The organism is Azonexus fungiphilus (assembly GCF_003634965.1).
Lineage (GTDB): Bacteria > Pseudomonadota > Gammaproteobacteria > Burkholderiales > Rhodocyclaceae > Azonexus > Azonexus fungiphilus.
Window position 1 is genome coordinate 134,518 of record NZ_RBXP01000015.1, and the last position, 17,111, is coordinate 151,628.

Below are 17,111 nucleotides of genomic sequence, written 5' to 3' on the forward strand. Positions count from 1 at the left end.
CGCCCGCGGTTTTTCCGCCGTCGACCGATCGAAACACCATGCCCCGTCGTCAGTTCCTGCTGCTGCTCCTGCCGGCAGCCTTGTTCTTCAGCGCCTTCTTTCTCCTGCCCATGGCTCGCCTGTTCTTCATCGGCGCCAGCGGCGAGAGCGGTTGGCTGGCCTACCTGGCGATCGTCACCGACGCCAATTATTTCCGCGCCCTGTGGACGACGCTGGCCGTTGCCGCCGTCACCACCGTGCTGACCCTGGCGATCAGCAGCATCGCCGGCGTCTTCCTCGAGCGCCACCGTTTTCCCGGGCGCGCCGCGCTGGTCGCCGCGATGACGCTGCCGCTGGCCTTTCCCGGCGTCGTCGTCGGCTTCATGGTGATCATGCTGGCCGGCCGCCAGGGGATCATCGGCGAAGTGTTCACGATGTTCGGCGGCGAGCGGCCGATCTTCGCCTACTCGCTTGCCGGCTTGTGCATGGGCTACGTCTATTTCTCGATCCCGCGGACCATCCTGACGATCATGGCCGCCGCCGAAAAGCTCGATCCGCGTCTCGAGGAGGCCGCCCGCTCGTTCGGCGCGACGCCCTGGCAGGTGGTCCGCGACGTGATCCTGCCCGGCTTGCGACCGGCCCTGATCTCGGCCGGCGCGATCTGCTTCGCCACCGCCGTCGGCGCCTTCGGCACCGCGTTCACGCTGGCGACGCGGATCGAGGTGCTGCCGATGGTCATCTACACCGAATTCACGATGTCGGCCAACATTGCCATGGCCGCGGCCCTGAGCTTTTCGCTGGGGGCCGTCGCCTGGCTGGCGCTGGCCGTGGCGCGCAGCGCCTCGGGCAGCACCGTGGCCGCGGCCGGTTGAGGAGGCGCGATGCAACACGGAAGATTCCTGTACGGCCTGCAGTTCGCCTTCACCATCGCGGTCTGCGCCTTTCTCGTCGTCCCGGTGGTGATGTCCATCCTCGCTGGTTTGACGGTCAACTACTTCGTCGGCCTGGAAAGCGGCCTGACGCTGCGCTGGGTCCTCGAGGTCTGGGACGGCTACCGCGACACGCTGTTCCTGTCGCTCGGGCTGGCGCTCGCCTGCCTGGTACTGACGCTGCTGCTCGGCGTGCCGCTGGCCTACCTGCTGGCCCGTTCGCGCGGCCGCCTGGCCCGCGCCATCGAGGAACTGCTGATGCTGCCGGTGGCCGTTCCCGGGCTGGCCACGGCGCTCGGCCTGATCGTCGCCTACGGCGGCCTGGCCGGTTTTCGCACCTCGGCCGCCTTCATTCTGGTCGGCCACGTGCTGTTCACGCTGCCCTTCATGGTCCGCTCGGTACTCGCCGTGCTCAGCGTGATCGACCTGCCGACACTGGAAGAGGGCGCCGCCTCGCTCGGCGCCGGTTTCGCCCAGCGTTTCCGCGACATCGTCCTGCCCAACTGCCGCAACGGCATCCTGGCCGGCGCGCTGATGGTGGTGACGCTGTCGATGGGCGAATTCAACATGACCTGGCTGCTCCATACGCCATTCACCAAGACCCTGCCGGTCGGCCTGGCCGACGCCTACGCTTCCTTGCGCCTGGAGATCGGCAGCGCCTACACGCTGATCTTCTTCCTGCTCATCACCCCCCTGCTGCTCGCCCTGCAGGCGCTGGCCCGGCCGCGCCGCACCGTCTTCGCCGAGCGCGACCCTTCTGCCGAGAACGATTCATGATGCAAGCCGTCCCCATCTCCCTGGAAAACTGCGCCAAGACCTTCACCGACGGTACGCGCGCGCTGGAACCGGTCGACCTGGCCATTGCCGCCGGCGAAACCCTGGTCCTGCTCGGGCCGTCCGGTTGCGGCAAGACGACCACGCTGCGCCTGATCGCCGGCCTCGAACAGCCCGATGCCGGCGGCCGCGTCCTGTTCGGTGGCGAGGATGTCACCGCGCTGCCGATCGAGAAGCGCAACGTTGGCATGGTGTTCCAGTCGTACGCGCTGTTTCCGAACATGAGCGTGGCCGAGAACATCGCCTACGGGTTGCGCCTGCGGCGCCAGTCGGCCGCCGAACAGCGTGCCCGGGTCGGCGAGATGCTGGCCCTGATGCGTATCGAACGGCTGGCCGACCGCAGCATCGACCAGCTTTCCGGCGGCCAGCGCCAGCGCGTCGCGCTAGCCCGGGCGCTGGCCGTGCGGCCGCGCGCCTTGCTGCTCGACGAGCCGCTGACCGCGCTCGACGCCAAGCTGCGCGACACCCTGCGCTTCGAAATCGACAGCCTGCTGCGCGAACTGGGCATCACCGCGATCTACGTCACCCATGACCAGGCCGAGGCGATGGCGCTGGGCGACCGCATCGTCGTCATGGACCACGGGCGCATCGCCCAGGTCGGCGCGCCGCGCGACATCTACCAGCGGCCGGCCTCGCGCTACGTGGCCGAGTTCATCGGCACGATGAACCGCCTGAGCGGCCATGCCGAGGGTGAAGTCTTTCGCTGTCCCGGCGGCTACGTCGCCTGGCCGGAACTGCCGGCGACGGCCCGGGAAATCCTCTTTCGGCCGGAAGACACGCGCATTGCCGCCGAAGGCGAGGCAGCCAGCCTGCGCGGCACGGTCAGCGCGGCCTTTTTCTGCGGCGACCATGTACGCTTGTTCGTCGATGTCGGCGAGGAACGGCCGCTGGTCCTCGAAACCCCGGCCCGCCGCGAATACCGGCACGGCGAAACGGTCGCGCTGGCGGTCGAGCGGCACGGCCTGATGGTGCTCTAGGAGACGACGATGCTGATTGCCCAACTTACCGATACCCACATCAAGAACGCCGGTCGCCTGGCTTATGGCCGGGTCGATACCGCTGCCTGCCTCAAGGCGGCGGTGGACGCGCTGCGCAAACTCGATCCGCAACCCGATCTGGTGGTCCTCACCGGAGATCTGGTCGATGTCGGCAGTGCCGAGGAATATGCCTGCCTGCAAGTCATCCTGGCGCCCTTGCCGCAAGCGCTGGTCGTCGTTCCCGGCAATCACGACGAACGCGAGGCGATGCGCCGCGCCTTCGCGCCGGCCGGCTATTTTCCAGCTACGGGATTCCTGCAGTTCGCGATCGACGATTACCCCTTGCGCATCGTCGGCCTCGATACCCTGGTCCCCGGCCAGGGTGGCGGCGAACTCTGCGCCGAGCGCCTCGACTGGCTGGCACGCACGCTGGCCGAACGGCCGGCGGCGCCGACGCTGATCCTGATGCACCATCCGCCCTTCGCCACCGGCATCGGCCACATGGACCGCATCGGCCTGCGCGGCCGCGCGGCCTTTGCCCGGCTCCTCGAGCAGCATCCGCAGGTGCAGCGGGTGCTGTGCGGTCACCTGCACCGGACCATCCACGCCATGGTCGGCGGCCGTGCGGCGCTGACCTGCCCGAGTACCGCCCACCAGGTCGCGCTCGACCTGCGCGAACAGGCACCCAGCGGTTTCCGCATGGAACCGCCGGGCTTCATGCTGCACCGCTGGCATGACGGCGTGCTGGTCAGCCATGTCGCGAACATCGGCGATTTCGCCGGTCCTTATCCCTTCTTCGATGAAAGCGGCGCGCTCATCGACTGAGCGGCACCAACAAGCATGCATCTGGCACTTTTCGATCTCGACCACACCCTGCTCGATGGCGACAGCAACAGCCTCTGGCTGGCTTACCTGGTGGCCGCCGGGCAACTGCCTGCCGACGTGCTGCAGCGCCAGGCCGCAGAGTACGCACGCTACGAGGCGGGCAGCCTGGACATCGGCGCCTACCTGGCCTTTCACCTGTCGCTGCTGAGCACCCGGCCGCTCGCCGAATGGCGGGGCTGGCGCGACCGTTTCGTCGCCGAGGCGGTCGCACCGCGCATTTCGCGCACCGCTTTCGCCAGCGTCGACGCGCATCGCCAGCGCGGCGACCGGCTGGCCATCGTCACCGCGACCCATGACTTTCTCGCCGCCGGGATTGCCGAGCTGTTCGGCCCGCTGGCGCTGATCGCGCCGCGCGCCGAAATCGTCGGCGACCGCCTGAGCGGGCGCATCGTCGGCGAGATCAGCTTCGGCCCGCGCAAGCCGGCTGCGGTCGAGGCCTGGCTGGCCGGGCAGGGGCTGAGCCTGGCCGGATTCGCGCAGGTGCACGCCTATTCCGACTCGCACAATGACCTGCCGCTGCTCGAACTGGCCACGCTGCCCTGTGCGGTCAATGCCGACCCGGCGCTGACCGCGCACGCCCACCGCCTGGGCTGGCCGGTGCAGCAATGGCGGGCCTGGCCGCCTTCAGCGCAGGACGATGCCGGCGGCGATGGCGAGCATGACCGAGCCGGAGACCCGCTCGATGCCGCGCAGATGGCGGTGGAACCAGGCCAGTAGCCGGGGCTGGCCGACGCTGTGGGCGATCAGGGCGTCCCAGGCGAAGACGGCCAGCGCCATCCACAGGCCGTAGAGCGCCTGTTCGCCGGCCGCTGTTGCCGGGGCGACGAGGGCGCCGAAGAGCAGGGCGTAGAACAGCGAGTTCTTCGGGTTGAGGATGCCGGAGAGGAAGCCCTGCAGCAGATGCACGCCGAGTCGGCCGCCCGGGCGGCTGGCCGGGGCCGGCGTGTCGGCGGCCAGCACCAGGCGGCCGTCGCTGCGCAGGAAGAGCAGGCCGAGCCAAAGCAGGTAGAGGCAGCCGGCCCACTGCAGGCCGGCGAAGAGCTGCGGCCAGCGGGCCAGCAGCGAAACGCCGGTGAGCGCCAGGGCAATGTAGGCGGCGTTGGCCAGCGCGATGCCGAGGCTGGTGGCGAGGGCCGGGCGCAGGCCGTGCACGATGCGCGTGCGCATGATCAGGAAGAAATCCGGCCCCGGGCTGAGCAGGGCGACGAAATGGGCACTGGCGACGAGGCCGAACTGGGTGAAGTCGAAGGACATGGCGGTTGCGCAAATCGGCGCAGTATCGCCAGCCGGTCGTGCCCGGTCTTGAAGGAAATTGCGCGCCTCAGCGCCGCCTGGCGTACTGCCCCGGGGTGGCCGCGACGCGCTCGCGGAAACTGCGGTGGAAGTGGCTCTGGTCGGCAAAGCCGGTGGCCAGCGCGGTATCGCAGATCGGCGCGCCGGCGGCGAGCAGGCGCCGGGCGCGCTGGATGCGCCGGTCGAGCTGGTAGGCGTGCGGCGTCATGCCGGTGGCGCGGACGAAACGGCGGATCAGCTGGTAGGGATTGAGCCCGGCGCGGGCGGCGAGTTCGGCCAGCGGGACGGTCGCCTCGCAATGCGCGTCGAGCCAGGCGCGGATCTCGGCGATGCCGGCCGGGGCGTTGGCCGGTACCGGTGGTTTGAGCGGCTGCTCGGCGATGCCGGCGAGCAGCCGGCCGAGGCATTCGGCGAAATCGCCGGCGGCGGTCGCGGTGTCGAGGGCCGCAAACGTCTCGCCGAAGCGGCGGTAGCTGGCGGCATCGCCGACGATGCCGGTGGCCGGCCGGCCAAGCCCGGTCGCCGCCAGGAAATCGTCCATCCAGGCGGCGTCGAGGTAGAGCATGCGATAGCTCCAGGCGGCCTGGTCCTGCGGGTTGCAGGCATGCAGGCAGCCGGGCGCGATGATCACCAGGTCGCCGGGAACCAGCGGGTATTCGGCGTCGCCGGCGGAAAATCGGCTGAAACCGCCGTCGACCGTGCCAATCGACCATTCGGCATGGGCGTGCGGCCGGTAGCAGGCGCGCGAATCGGTCGCGCTGCGCGCTTCGACGAAGGGCAGGCCGGGCGGCCGGTAAAAGCGGGGCTGGCCGCCGGTGCGGTGGGCCGGCTGTTTCAGGATGCCCCGCCGCTGGCCCGGGCCCGCGCCGCGTGCGCCTTGCGGTAGCTGTCGAGCAGGCGCTGGTGGCGGTCCAGCCCTTTCAGCGCCATGCTGGTCGGCGTCAGGCCGTGGAAGCGGATGCTGCCATCCACTGAGCCAATGACCGCGTCCATCCGTTCGTTGCCGAACATGCGGCGGAAGTTGGGCTCGTAGTCGTCCAGTTCCAGCTCGTCGTCGAGCAGCACTTCCAGCACCACGTTGACCGCCTGGTAGAACAGGCCGCGTTCGGCGGTGTTTTCGTTGTACTGCAGGTAGGCTTCGACCTGTTCCTTGGCCGCCTCGAAATCCTGCAGCGCGAGGTTGATCAGGAGCTTGAGTTCGAGGATGGTCAGCTGGCCCCACTCCGTGTTCTCGTCGAACTCGACGCCGATCAGCGTGATGATGTCGGTGTAGTCGTCGAGCTCGCTCTCTTCCAGGCGCTCCAGCAAGGCTTCCAGCGCCGCGTCATCGAGGCGGTGCAGGTTGAGGATGTCCTCGCGGAAGGCCAGCGCCTTGTTGGTGTTGTCCCAGATCAGGTCGTCGACCGGGTAGATTTCCGAGTAGCCGGGCACCAGGATGCGGCAGGCGTTGGCGCCGAGCTGGTCGTAGACGGCGACGTAAACCTCCTTGCCCATTTCGGCGAGGATGCCGAACAGCGTGGCGGCTTCGTCGGCGTTGGAATTCTCGCCCTGGCCGGAGAAATCCCATTCGACGAAGTCGTAATCGGCTTTGGCGCTGAAGAAGCGCCATGAGACGACGCCGCTGGAGTCGATGAAGTGCTCGACGAAGTTGTTCGGCTCGGTGACGGCGTTGCTCTCGAAGGTTGGCCGCGGCAGGTCGTTGAGGCCTTCGAAGCTGCGCCCCTGCAGCAGTTCGGTAAGGCTGCGTTCGAGCGCCACTTCCAGACTCGGATGCGCACCGAAGGAGGCGAAGACGCCGCCGGTGCGCGGGTTCATCAGGGTTACGCACATTACCGGGAACTGGCCGCCGAGCGAGGCGTCCTTGACCAGCACCGGGAAGCCCTGCTTCTCCAGTTCCTCGATGCCGGCGACGATGCCCGGGTATTTGGCCAGCACCTCGGCCGGCACGTCGGGCAGCGCGATTTCGCCTTCGAGGATTTCGCGTTTCACTGCCCGCTCGAAGATTTCCGACAGGCACTGTACCTGCGCTTCGGCCAGCGTGTTGCCGGCGCTCATGCCGTTGCTGAGGTAGAGGTTGTCGATCAGGTTGGTCGGGAAATACACCGTCTCGCCGTCCGACTGGCGCACGTAGGGCAGCGCGCAGACGCCGCGTTCGCTGTTGCCGGAGTTGGTGTCGAACAGGTGCGAGGCGCGCAGTTCGCCGTCCGGGTTGTAGATTTCCAGCGTGTAGTCGTCGAGCAGGCCCTTGGGCAGCGCGTCCTTCTTGCCGGGCTTGAACCAGCGCTCGTTCGGGTAATGCACGAAGGGCGCGTTGGCGAACTCCTCGCCCCAATACTGGTCGTTGTAGAAATGGTTGCAGCTCAGGCGCTCGATGTATTCGCCCAGGGCGGACGCCAGCGCGCTTTCCTTGGTCGAGCCCTTGCCGTTGGTGAAGCACATCGGCGAATGCGCGTCGCGGATGTGCAGCGACCAGACATTGGGCACCAGGTTGCGCCAGGAGGCGATCTCGATCTTGATGCCCAGCCCGGCGAGCAGGCCGGACATGTTGGCGATGGTCTGCTCCAGCGGCAGGTCCTTGCCGGCGATGAAGGTCTGCGTGCCGGCGTCGGCGCTGACGGTCAGCAACGCCTGCGCGTCGGCATCGAGATTCTCGACTTCCTCGATGATGAACTCGGGGCCGGTCTGCACGACCTTCTTGACCGTGCACCGGTCGATGGAGCGCAGGATGCCCAGGCGGTCCTTCTCGGAAATGTCCGGCGGCAGCTCGACCTGGATCTTGAAGGTTTGCTTGTAGCGGTTTTCCGGATCGACGATGTTGTTGTGCGACAGGCGGATGTGCTCGGTCGGGATGTTGCGCGTGTCGCAGTAGAGTTTGACGAAGTAGGCCGCGCACAAGGCCGACGAGGCGAGGAAGTAATCGAACGGCCCCGGCGCCGAGCCGTCACCCTTGTAGCGGATGGGCTGATCGGCGATGACCGTGAAGTCGTCGAACTTGGCTTCCTGACGAAGCTTGTCGAGAAAATTGACCTTGATTTCCATGCGGGGATCCAGAAAAGGCGTTTACAACCGGGCATCGACTGCCGACCGGCCACCATTATCCGGGTTTCCCGCGCGGCGCAGCGCCTTTCTCTGCGCAAACCGGCCGCTCAGGCCTCCGGCTTGCGCCGCTCGTCGCTGTTGTCGGCCAACTGCGGCATCTGCTCCGCCGCATCGACCAGCGGCCGCCCCGGCACCCTGCAACCGCCACGCCGGCAACTCCCCGGCGCCGCAATGTCGATGCCTTCCTCGTTCATCCGCCGGAGCAGCAGATAGACCACCCCGACACCGGCGACAAGGAGGACGAGGGCAATGAGGATGGAGAGCATGGTTGGTGGGCTGGGTGGGAGGGAAGGAACTATAGCGGTTTTGGTGGGCGGTGGCTCTTCAGGCTGCGCAGTCTTTGGGCCGGCTTATTGTTTTGCTTGGCAACGTGTCGGAGAACTGCCGCTCGATACCCGATCAAACCGAACGACAGCTTCCTCGTCTGGCGAAATCACTCTTTCAATCGAGTCTGGTCAAGCAGCATTTTTTTATGAAGCAGATTTGATCGAGTCGGGCAGGCTGCTAGGTTCCGCCTTGCCCTGTCCGGCCAGCCAGTCTGCGAAGGCTGCGACTGCCGTGCCGTTGCTACCTGGCGCACGCAGTAGCCAGTAAGCGTAGGGGCTGACGAAGGCCGGTACGTCTGTCCAGCGACACAGGCGACCATCGTCCAGCGCGTCGGCAAGCAGCGGCAGGCGGCCGAGGACGACACCCTGGCCGGCGATGGCCGCCTGCACAGCCTGGTCGTACTGGTTGAAGCCGAGTCGTCGCAAGTTCCGCCCCGACAGGCCGAGGCTGCCCAACCAGGATGTCCAGTCGAGGCCGGGCAGGCTTCTTTCTTGGTATTCGATCAAGGTCGGGCTTTCCTCCAGATTGGCGGCGAGCTTTTTCGCCAGAACCGGCGCCAGTACCGGGGCGATGCTCTCGCGGAACAGAAGACGGTCGCCGCGGCCGATGGTTGGTTCAGTCTGGTAGCGGATGGCCAGGTCGATACCGGCCGGGGTCAGATCGATCGGCGAATTGGCGGCGACGACACGGACTTCAACGGTCGGGTGGGTTGCCTGGAAATGCCCCAGGCGCGGCAGTAGCCAGAGTGCGGTGACGCCGATGCTGGCGGTGATCGTCACGCTGTTGGCGCTGGCAGCTCGCTGGCGCAGGCTGGCGGCGATCTCGCCGTATTCGGCCAGCCAGGCGATGGCGGCAGGTAGCAGGCGCTCGCCGGCCGGCGTTAGTTCAATGGCGCGGTGCTTGCGGACGAAAAGCGGCGCGCCGAGCGCGTTTTCCAGCGCCTGGATCTGGCGGCTAATCGCCGACTGGGTGAGGCACAGGTCGGCCGCCGCCAGCGTGATGCTGCGCCGGCTGGCTGCCGCGACGAAACCGCGTAGAGGCTCCAGTGGTGGCAGCGAAAGCAGGTCTTTTCGCATGATTTTTACGCATCCATTTAATGCCGATATTGCGTTTGATCTAACCGGAATTATGGGAAAAACTGGCTTCAACCGCAGCGGATTTTAAGTCTCAACCAATGCGGGATTTGCAACCGAAACGCATCTGGATGCTGGGCTTTTGACGATCTTTCGTCAAGCCTGGCGCAGGAGACGACCATGACCGAACACCCCAACCTGTCCGGCAGCCTGTTCTGCCGCCTGCAACTGAGCTCCGAGCAACTGGTCAGGCTGTCGCCGCGCCGCGTTGCAGCACTGAGCGTGGACGATGGCCGGGCCTGGATCACCCGCCCCGGCGAGACAACCGACTTGATCCTCGGCCCCGGCCAGCATCTGTGCCTGGCCGCCGACGGCGCGCCGCTGCTGGTCAGCGGCTTCGACAGTGGACGGCCGGCCGCGCTGTGCGTCGAGTTCCGCGCCCGGGCAGCCGACTGGCGGCTGCGCCTGGCCCGGCGACTGCTGGCCCCAGGCGGCACGTTGAGCGGAGCCTGGCAATGAACGCCCGCCAACCCTGCGACGACTTCCGCCTGCTTTCGAGCAACCCGCTGGTGCGCCTGGATGGCGACGCCAGCGAGCTCTCGTTCAAGATCGGCAAGCGCCACCTCAACGGCGCCGGCACGCTGCACGGCGGCGTCCTCGCCAGCGTCTTCGACAGCGCGCTGGGCGAGTGCGTCTATCGCCGGGCGCAGCACAGTGGCCGGCCGGCAAGCCTGGTGGTGACCACGCAACTCGACATCCACTACTGCGCGCCGGCCCATGTTGGCGAGCGGGTGGCGGTCGCCGTCGAAGTGCTGCGCCTGGGCGGCCGCCTGGCGGTGGCGACAGCGCGCGCCTCGGTGGCGGAACGGCTGGTTGGTACGGCGACCGGCTCCTTCTACCTGACGCGGTGAAGGTGCTTCATCGTCGTCCGCTCAAGGAGGAACATCCCATGTCTATGCCCCCTTTCGTTCATCTCGACGATCTCGAACTGCATGCTGAAACCCACGGCGAGCGCTTTGCTTCGGCCAACGCCAGTATCGGCCCCCGGCTCGGCCTGATGGGCCTGGGCTGCCGGCTGAGCGAAGTGCCGCCGGGCAAGACCGCCTGGCCGCGCCACGCCCACCTGGCCAACGACGAGTTGGTGCTGATCTTCGCCGGCAGCGGCCGCCTGCGCTACGGCGATGCCGAGTACGCGGTTGCCGCTGGTGATCTGCTCGGATTTCCCGGCGGCGATCCCGCGGCAGTGCACCAGATCGTCAACGACGGCAGCGTGCCGCTACGCTACCTCTGCGTATCGACACAACAGGCGCCGGATATCGTGGTCTACCCCGATTCCGGCAAGTTCTTCGTCGTCGCCGGCAGCGCGCCGGGCGGTGACAAGGCGGCGCGGACTTTCGCCCACGTCGGTCGATTGGCCGACATGGTCGATTACTGGGTGGACGAGCCAGGCGCCTAGATATGAGGGCGGAAATGGGCCTGGTGCATGTCGGTTGATGCCGAATGGGTCAGGCTTCGGATGTTACTGGAATTCCTGCGGCGCTTCCCTGCGTCGTTGCGGCGTGTCGGTCGACAGGGCTTCGGGGCGGTGGCGCGGCGGTTCGCAGCCGCGGGCCTGGTCGATCACCGGTTCGATGGCGAGGACCGGGATCTCGGAGCGGATCTGGCCGAAGATGGTGGCGAAGGAGATGTCGGCGGCGTCGCGGCCGGTGCCGATGCGTACGAAGCCCATCGGCATGGCGGTGCCGGAGGGATCGAAGAGGTACCAGCTGCCGTCGAGGTAGGCTTCGACGTAGGCGTGGAAGTCGGTCGGGCCGAGCAGCGGGTCGGCGCCGTAGTCGAGGCCGGAGGCGAAGCGGGCGGGGATGTTGAGGGCGCGGCAGAGCGCGATCACCAGGTGGGCGAAGTCGCGGCAGACGCCGAATTGCTGCTGCTGGGTGTCGACCGCCGAGGTCAGCGCGGTGGTGCTGCCGGAGACGAAGCGCGTGCGTTGATGCACCCACTGGCGGATGTGCTCGACGCGGGCGTAGCCGCGGGGCAGGTGGCCAAACAGCTCGACGGCCAGCCCCTGCAGCTTGTCCGATTCGCAGTAGCGGCTCGGGTAGAGGTAGGGCAGGACGTCGGCCGGCAGTTCGGCGACGGGCATTTCGCCGATCCCGGCGGGCGCCGCGACATGGTGGTCGATCAGCACTTCGGCGCGGTAGTCGAGGTGCAGCGGGCCGGGCTGGGCGCGCAGGCGGAGCAGGCGGTGGCTGGCGTGCGGCGCCGGCTGCAGCACCAGCGGCACCGGCTGGCTGACCTGCAGGCTTTCGCCGAGCACCGTCTGGCGGGCGCTGGCGGCGGCGTGGATGTTGAAGATGAAGTCGGCGGGGGCGCCGATGACTTCGTAGGCGAGGCGGATCGAGAATTTCAGGCGGACCATGGTGTCGTCGGGTGGTGGCTGCGTTGCAGGCGGTAGGCCTTGTCGATGCTGCGTTCGCCGTCGGTCTCGTGGAGTTCGGCGTGGAGCAGTTCGAGCGAGAAATAGAGTGCGTAGAGCGCGGCGATCTCGGCCGACTGCTGCATGTTGTCGGCGGCGGCTTCGTCGGCGTCGAGGTCTTCGACGGTGAGCAGCAGGATCTGGCAGTCGGCGGGGAGGATCGCGTGCAGGTGGGCGACGTAGTCGGCGCGCAGGTTTTCCGGCAGGGCGGTCAGCGCCGCCCGGTCGTAGACGGCGCGGATGCCGCGCAGGTCTTCGGCGGTGAGGGCGAAGAAGTCGCCGCAGTAGATGTCCAGCCCGGCCTGCGTCCAGCAGGTCAGTTCGCCGGCGGCGCGGCGCTGCGGCGCCCGGCCGGCAGCTTCGAACAGGGCCTTGACGGCGACCTCGCTGAGCTCGATGCCGCTCACCGGGTGACCCTGCTCGTGCAGCCAGGCGATGTCCAGGCTCTTGCCGCACAGCGGCACGAATACCGGCGCCGTCGCCGGCAGGCCGAGCTGCGGCCAGAAGCGCTCGAGCAGGGGATGAACGTGGGTCAGGTGGAAGGGAATCCGGTTGGCGCGCCAACCTGCCTTCCACAGTGCGTGATCCGGGTGAGCCATGAACTGCCTCCGCTGACGGTTGGGTGGGCTGCTGTCCGGCGGACAGGGCGGGTGAGCGTTTCAGGGCGCGGTGGGCTGCTTCGGGCTGGTGGGACTATGCGCTGCCGTTATCGGATAAGCAATATGCGGGCCGATTTTTGCCGGAATCTGACGGTCGACCGTCAAATCCCGGCAAAAACCAGCGCCGCGCCTCAGCCGCCGCGCATCTTGCCGAGCGCCAGGTTGGCGGCGGCGGTGCGGGTTTCGACGCCGAGCTTCTCGTAAATGTGCTCGAGATGCTTGTTGACCGTGCGCGGGCTGCTGCCGAGGATGTCGCCGATGTCCTTGCTGGTCTTGCCCTGGACCACCCAGTAGAGCACTTCGGCTTCGCGCTGGGTGAGGCGGAAGGCGGCGATCAGGGATTCGACGGCGGAGGCGTCGTTTTCCTCGCGCAGGACGACCAGCCATTCGTCGTCGCCGGTCTGGTCGTGGAAGGAAGCGAGCAGGCGCTTGTTGCCCTGGGCGGTGAGCAGCGGCGCCGGTTCGCGCTGGTCGCGGCGGGCGGCGTTGGCGGCGGCGATCCAGGCGAGCAGTTCTTCCGGGGCGACGGTTTCCGGGTTGGCGAAGTAGGCGTTGAGCAGGTCGCGGGCGAGCGGCGTCTGCCAGACGATGCGGCTGTCGGCGGCGCGCACGGCGACGGTGGCCTGGCCGAAGGCGTCGAGCGCGCTGCGCGCCTGCTTCATCTGGCGGGCGTTCTGCATGTGCGCGGCGATGCGCGCCAGGACTTCGGCCGGGCGGATCGGCTTGGTCACGTAGTCGGCGCCGCCGGCGGCGAAGGCGGCGACGACGTGCTCGGTTTCGGTGAGGCCGGTCATGAAGACGATGGGGATCTGCTGCGTCGCGAAATCAGCCTTCAGCCGGCGGGCGACTTCGAAGCCGTCGATGCCGGGCATCAGGGCGTCGAGCAGGATGACGTCGGGCAAGCTCTGGCGTGCCCGCTGCAGCGCCGATTCGCCGTTGGTGGCGACGAGCACGGTGTAGCCGGCTTCATCCAGTGCGTCATGCAGCAGCGAGAGGTTCTCGGGGACGTCGTCGACGATCAGGACGATGTCGGAGATGGCATCCCGAAAAGGGACTTCCTGCGGGTCGCGGTCAACGGGGTTCATGGGCCGATTTTCTCAGGATTTCCTTCATCGCGTCGAACTGGAACTGGCGCGCCAGCTCGCGCAGGACGCGGACGAACTCGCCGTGGCGGGCGTCGAGCTTTTCGATCTCGGCGAGCTGGTTGAGGATGCCGCGCAGGTAGCCGAGGTTGATCGCTTCCTCCAGCGCGCTGACCTGCCCGGCATCCGGGGCGACCAGCGGCAGCGGCTCGGCTGGCGCCGGGGCGGGCGGCGGCGTGTCGGCGGTGACCCATTCGAGGTCGAGCTTCCTGCCCAGCCAGTCGAGCAGTTGATTGACCTTGAGCGGCTTGACGATGAAGTCCTCGGGGGCGATGCCGACATCGTTGTCCAGGCCTTTGTCGAAGGCGTTGGCGGAAAGGATGGCGAGCTGGGCGTCGGTGAGTTGCTGCTGGCGGATGCGGCGGATCGTTTCCCAGCCGTCGATGCCGGGCATGCCGAGGTCCATGAAGACGAGGTGCGGCTTGACCCGCGGAATCACCTGCAGCGCCTCGTAGCCGCTGGCCGCCTGGTCGACGATGAAGCCGAGCGGTTCGAGCACGCTCTGCAGCATGTCGCGGTCGACCTTCTCGTTGTCGACGACCAGGATGCGCCGGCGCACGCCGACGTAGCCGATGCGGTTGAGCCGGGGCAGCTCGCGCGCCGCCTGCGCCGAATGCACCTGCGGCAGGAAGAGGCGGATGCGGAACAGCGTGCCCTCGCCGGGCGTGCTCGACACCTGCATCTCGCCGCCCATCAGGTCGGTCAGCATGCGGGCGATGGTCAGGCCGACGCCGCTGCCGCCGGCCTGTACCGTGCTGCCGCGGACGAAGGGCTCGAAGATGCGTTCCATGTCCTCGGCCGGGATGCCGGGGCCGGAGTCGCGGATTTCGAAGACGGCCATCTCGCGCCGGCATTCGACCTTGAATTCGACGCCGCCGCGCACCGTGAACTTGACCGCGTTGCCGAGGATGTTGATCAGGATCTGGCGCAGCCGCTTCTCGTCGGCGCGCACCACGGCCGGCAGCTCGCCGGCCGGCCGGTAGTCGAAGGAGAGCCCCTTGTTGCGCGCCTGCAGCTCGAACATGCCGACGATCTGTTGCATGAAGTCGGGGAAGTCCATCGCCTTGACCTCCAGCGTCAGCTTGCCGCCTTCGATGCGGGCGATGTCGAGGGTGCCCTCGATCACCGACAGCAGGTGGTCGCCGGATTTGCGGATGACGCTGACCGCCTGCTTGCGCTTGGGCGGCACGTCGGGGTCGGCGTCGAGGATCTGGGCGTAGCCGAGGATGCTGTTCAAGGGCGTGCGCAGTTCATGGCTGATCGCCGTGATGTAGCGGCTCTTCGCCTGGTTGGCGGCGTCCGCCACCTGCTTGGCCTTCTGCAGCGCCTCGTCGGTGCGCTGGTGCGATTCGATTTCCTGCAGCAGCAACTGCGTCTGGCGGTTCGATTCCTCCTGCGCGACGCGCCGGCTTTCCTGGGTCAGCACCATCCACCAGGCGCCGACGCCGGAGAGCAGCAGCAGCGCGGCGAAGGTCTTGATGAAGGTTTCCTGGAGCGCGGCGACCATGCCCGGGTTGCCGTCGCCGAGCATCAGGAGTTCGTGGGTGTACAGCACGCCGAGCACCAGCGCCAGGATCGGCACGATGCCGAACATCAGCAGCAGGTAGTGGCCGAGGCCGGTTTCCAGGTAGGGCAGGGCGGCTTTCGGCAGCAGGCGGCGCAACAGCGCATGCCATTGCGCGGCGAGGCTGGCCTGCGGCTTGCACAGGTCGTGGCAGCGGGCGTCGAGCGAGCAGCACAGCGAGCAGATCGGCCCCTGGTAGGCCGGGCAGTGGGCCATGTCCTCGGGCTCGTAGTCGCGCTCGCAAATTGCGCATTTATGCGAGTCGACCGTCACATTCGCCGGTCGCGCCAGGTAGTAGCGGCCGCCGGTGCGCCAGGCGATCAGCGGCGAGATGACGAAGGCCGTCGCCATCGCCACGAAAGGCGCGTAGGGCTGGATGCCGGCGCCGAACAGGCCGGTGAAGGTGGCGACTGAGAGCAGCGAGGCGGCGGCCATGGCGCCGACGCCGACCGGGTTGATGTCGTAGAGGTTGCTGCGCTTGAACTCCATGCCTTTCGGCGACAGGCCGAGCGGCTTGTTGATGACGAGGTCGGCGACCACCGCCGCCATCCACGAGATGGCGATGTTCGAGTAGAGGCCAAGCACCTGGCCGAGCGCCTGGAAGACGTTGAGTTCCATCAGCAGCAAGGCAATCGCCGTGTTGAACACGACCCAGACGACGCGCCCCGGATGGCTGTGCGTCAGCCGGGCGAAGAAGTTGGACCAGGCGAGCGAGCCGGCGTAGGCGTTGGTGACGTTGATCTTGAGCTGCGAGACGATGACGAAGATGGCGGTGACGGCAATCGCCAGCGTCGTGTTGTCGAAGACGTGGGAAAAGCCGATCAGGTACATCTGGTTGGGGTCGACCGCCTTGTCCGCGGAAAAACCGTTGCGCAGCACCAGCCAGGCGAGCAGCGCGCCGCCCAGCATCTTGAGGATGCCGGGCAGCACCCAGCCCGGCCCGCCGACGATCACGCCGAACCACCAGCGGCCCCGGTTGGCGGCGGTCTTCTCGGGCATGAAGCGCAGGTAATCGACCTGCTCCCCCATCTGGGTCACCATGGCGATGCCGACGGTCAGCGCTGCACCAAATAGGTGCGGGTTGAAGCTGCCGCCGTTGCCTTTCTCGCCGGCGTAGGCGAGCAGGCCGGCGAAGGCGTCGGGTTCCTCGATCAGCACGAAGACGTAGGGCAGGACCAGCAGGAAAATCCACAAGGGTTGCGTCCATGCCTGGAAACGGCTGATCGCGGTGACGCCGTGGGTGACCATGGGGATCACCACCAGCGCGCAGACCAGGTAGCCCCAGGCCGGCGGCAGGCCGAAGGCGAGTTCCAGCGCATAGGCCATGATCGCCGCTTCGAGGGCGAAGAAGATGAAGGTGAACGAGGCGTAGATCAGCGAGGTGATGGTCGAGCCGATGTAGCCGAAACCGGCGCCGCGCGTCAGCAGATCCATGTCCAGCCCGTGTTTGGCGGCGGTGTGCGAGATCGGCAGGCCGAGCAGGAAGATGATCAGGCCGGTCGCCAGGATCGCCCAGAAGGCGTTGATGAAGCCGGCGTTGACCAGCATGGTCGCGCCGACCGCTTCGAGCACCAGGAAGGAGGCCGCGCCGAAGGCGGTGTTGGCGACGCGCAACTCCGACCACTTGCGGAAACTGCGCGGCGTGAAGCGCAGCGCGTAGTCTTCGAGCGTCTCGTTGGCGACCCAGGTGTTGTAGTCGCGGCGGATCTTGATGATGCGTTGGGCGGGGGCGTTCGGGTTCATGCACCAGATTGAAGCAGGTTTTGTGCCGCGCTGTACCGGTATCCGCTCCGGATGCATGCCCTTGCGTGGTACTGGACGCGATGCCGCTGACGTAAGACACTAATATCCGGTCGGCGCAACGTGGCGACCAT

At 67.4% G+C, this 17,111-nt stretch carries 17 protein-coding genes; 8 read left to right on the forward strand and 9 right to left on the reverse strand.

The window, feature by feature from the left end; all coding sequences use genetic code 11:
- The first annotated feature begins 38 nt into the window (after positions 1–38).
- The 5 genes from DFR40_RS10190 to DFR40_RS10210 are packed head-to-tail and all read left to right on the forward strand — an operon-like array spanning position 39 to position 4,321.
- Positions 39–851, forward strand: coding sequence for an ABC transporter permease (locus DFR40_RS10190; protein ID WP_028996140.1), 813 nt, complete (start codon positions 39–41; stop codon positions 849–851).
- Positions 852–860: 9 nt separating this feature from the next.
- Positions 861–1,685, forward strand: a complete 825-nt coding sequence (locus DFR40_RS10195) for an ABC transporter permease (protein WP_121458384.1) — start codon at positions 861–863, stop codon at positions 1,683–1,685.
- Positions 1,682–2,719 carry an ABC transporter ATP-binding protein gene (locus tag DFR40_RS10200; RefSeq protein ID WP_121458385.1) on the forward strand — a complete coding sequence of 346 codons (1,038 nt, stop codon included), beginning with the start codon at positions 1,682–1,684 and terminating at the stop codon, positions 2,717–2,719. Before DFR40_RS10195 ends, DFR40_RS10200 begins: the two co-directional genes overlap by 4 nt.
- 9 nt (positions 2,720–2,728) lie before the next feature.
- Positions 2,729–3,544, forward strand: coding sequence for a phosphodiesterase (locus tag DFR40_RS10205; RefSeq protein ID WP_121458386.1), 816 nt, complete (start codon positions 2,729–2,731; stop codon positions 3,542–3,544).
- A gap of 15 nt (positions 3,545–3,559) precedes the next feature.
- Positions 3,560–4,321, forward strand: coding sequence for an HAD family hydrolase (locus tag DFR40_RS10210; protein ID WP_121458387.1), 762 nt, complete (start codon positions 3,560–3,562; stop codon positions 4,319–4,321).
- Here DFR40_RS10210 and DFR40_RS10215 read toward each other — a convergent pair.
- From DFR40_RS10215 to DFR40_RS10235, 5 genes are all read right to left on the reverse strand, one after another.
- Positions 4,229–4,858: a LysE family translocator gene (locus DFR40_RS10215; protein ID WP_121458388.1), complete on the reverse strand. Its 630-nt coding sequence runs from the start codon at positions 4,856–4,858 to the stop codon at positions 4,229–4,231. The two genes, DFR40_RS10210 and DFR40_RS10215, sit on opposite strands and share 93 nt — an antisense overlap.
- Positions 4,859–4,925: 67 nt before the next feature.
- Positions 4,926–5,738: an AraC family transcriptional regulator gene (locus DFR40_RS17010; RefSeq protein ID WP_245985665.1), complete on the reverse strand. Its 813-nt coding sequence runs from the start codon at positions 5,736–5,738 to the stop codon at positions 4,926–4,928.
- The gene (locus tag DFR40_RS17385; protein WP_121458389.1) at positions 5,732–7,936 is read right to left on the reverse strand and encodes an OsmC domain/YcaO domain-containing protein; all 2,205 of its coding nucleotides are present in this window, start codon (positions 7,934–7,936) and stop codon (positions 5,732–5,734) included. The genes DFR40_RS17010 and DFR40_RS17385 overlap by 7 nt, the downstream gene beginning before the upstream one ends.
- Positions 7,937–8,043: 107 nt before the next feature.
- Positions 8,044–8,262 carry a hypothetical protein gene (locus DFR40_RS10230; RefSeq protein WP_121458390.1) on the reverse strand — a complete coding sequence of 73 codons (219 nt, stop codon included), beginning with the start codon at positions 8,260–8,262 and terminating at the stop codon, positions 8,044–8,046.
- A gap of 204 nt (positions 8,263–8,466) precedes the next feature.
- A complete protein-coding gene (locus tag DFR40_RS10235) occupies positions 8,467–9,399 on the reverse strand; it encodes a LysR substrate-binding domain-containing protein (protein ID WP_121458391.1) in 933 nt (310 codons plus the stop codon).
- 177 nt (positions 9,400–9,576) lie between these two features.
- Here DFR40_RS10235 and DFR40_RS10240 point away from each other — a divergent pair, with 177 nt between their 5' ends.
- From DFR40_RS10240 to DFR40_RS10250, 3 genes are read left to right on the forward strand one after another with little or no spacing between them, the layout of a single operon-like run.
- Positions 9,577–9,915 carry a DUF2917 domain-containing protein gene (locus tag DFR40_RS10240; RefSeq protein ID WP_121458392.1) on the forward strand — a complete coding sequence of 113 codons (339 nt, stop codon included), beginning with the start codon at positions 9,577–9,579 and terminating at the stop codon, positions 9,913–9,915.
- Positions 9,912–10,307 (forward strand): PaaI family thioesterase, encoded by a 396-nt coding sequence (locus DFR40_RS10245; protein ID WP_121458393.1) that lies wholly within the window; start codon positions 9,912–9,914, stop codon positions 10,305–10,307. The genes DFR40_RS10240 and DFR40_RS10245 overlap by 4 nt, the downstream gene beginning before the upstream one ends.
- Before the next feature lie 38 nt (positions 10,308–10,345).
- The gene (locus tag DFR40_RS10250; RefSeq protein WP_211329776.1) at positions 10,346–10,852 is read left to right on the forward strand and encodes a cupin domain-containing protein; all 507 of its coding nucleotides are present in this window, start codon (positions 10,346–10,348) and stop codon (positions 10,850–10,852) included.
- 63 nt (positions 10,853–10,915) lie between these two features.
- Here DFR40_RS10250 and DFR40_RS10255 read toward each other — a convergent pair whose 3' ends face one another.
- The 4 genes from DFR40_RS10255 to DFR40_RS10270 all read right to left on the reverse strand — a co-directional run bounded on the left by DFR40_RS10255 (position 10,916) and on the right by DFR40_RS10270 (position 16,980).
- Positions 10,916–11,815, reverse strand: a complete 900-nt coding sequence (locus DFR40_RS10255; RefSeq protein WP_121458395.1) for a transglutaminase-like domain-containing protein — start codon at positions 11,813–11,815, stop codon at positions 10,916–10,918.
- A complete protein-coding gene (locus DFR40_RS10260) occupies positions 11,803–12,471 on the reverse strand; it encodes a thiopurine S-methyltransferase (RefSeq protein ID WP_121458396.1) in 669 nt (222 codons plus the stop codon). Before DFR40_RS10260 ends, DFR40_RS10255 begins: the two co-directional genes overlap by 13 nt.
- A 191-nt stretch (positions 12,472–12,662) precedes the next feature.
- Complete coding sequence (locus DFR40_RS10265) at positions 12,663–13,616, reverse strand: response regulator transcription factor (RefSeq protein ID WP_121458397.1); 954 nt, start codon at positions 13,614–13,616, stop codon at positions 12,663–12,665.
- Complete coding sequence (locus tag DFR40_RS10270) at positions 13,603–16,980, reverse strand: hybrid sensor histidine kinase/response regulator (protein WP_211329777.1); 3,378 nt, start codon at positions 16,978–16,980, stop codon at positions 13,603–13,605. The genes DFR40_RS10265 and DFR40_RS10270 overlap by 14 nt, the downstream gene beginning before the upstream one ends.
- Positions 16,981–17,111: the final 131 nt, after the last annotated feature.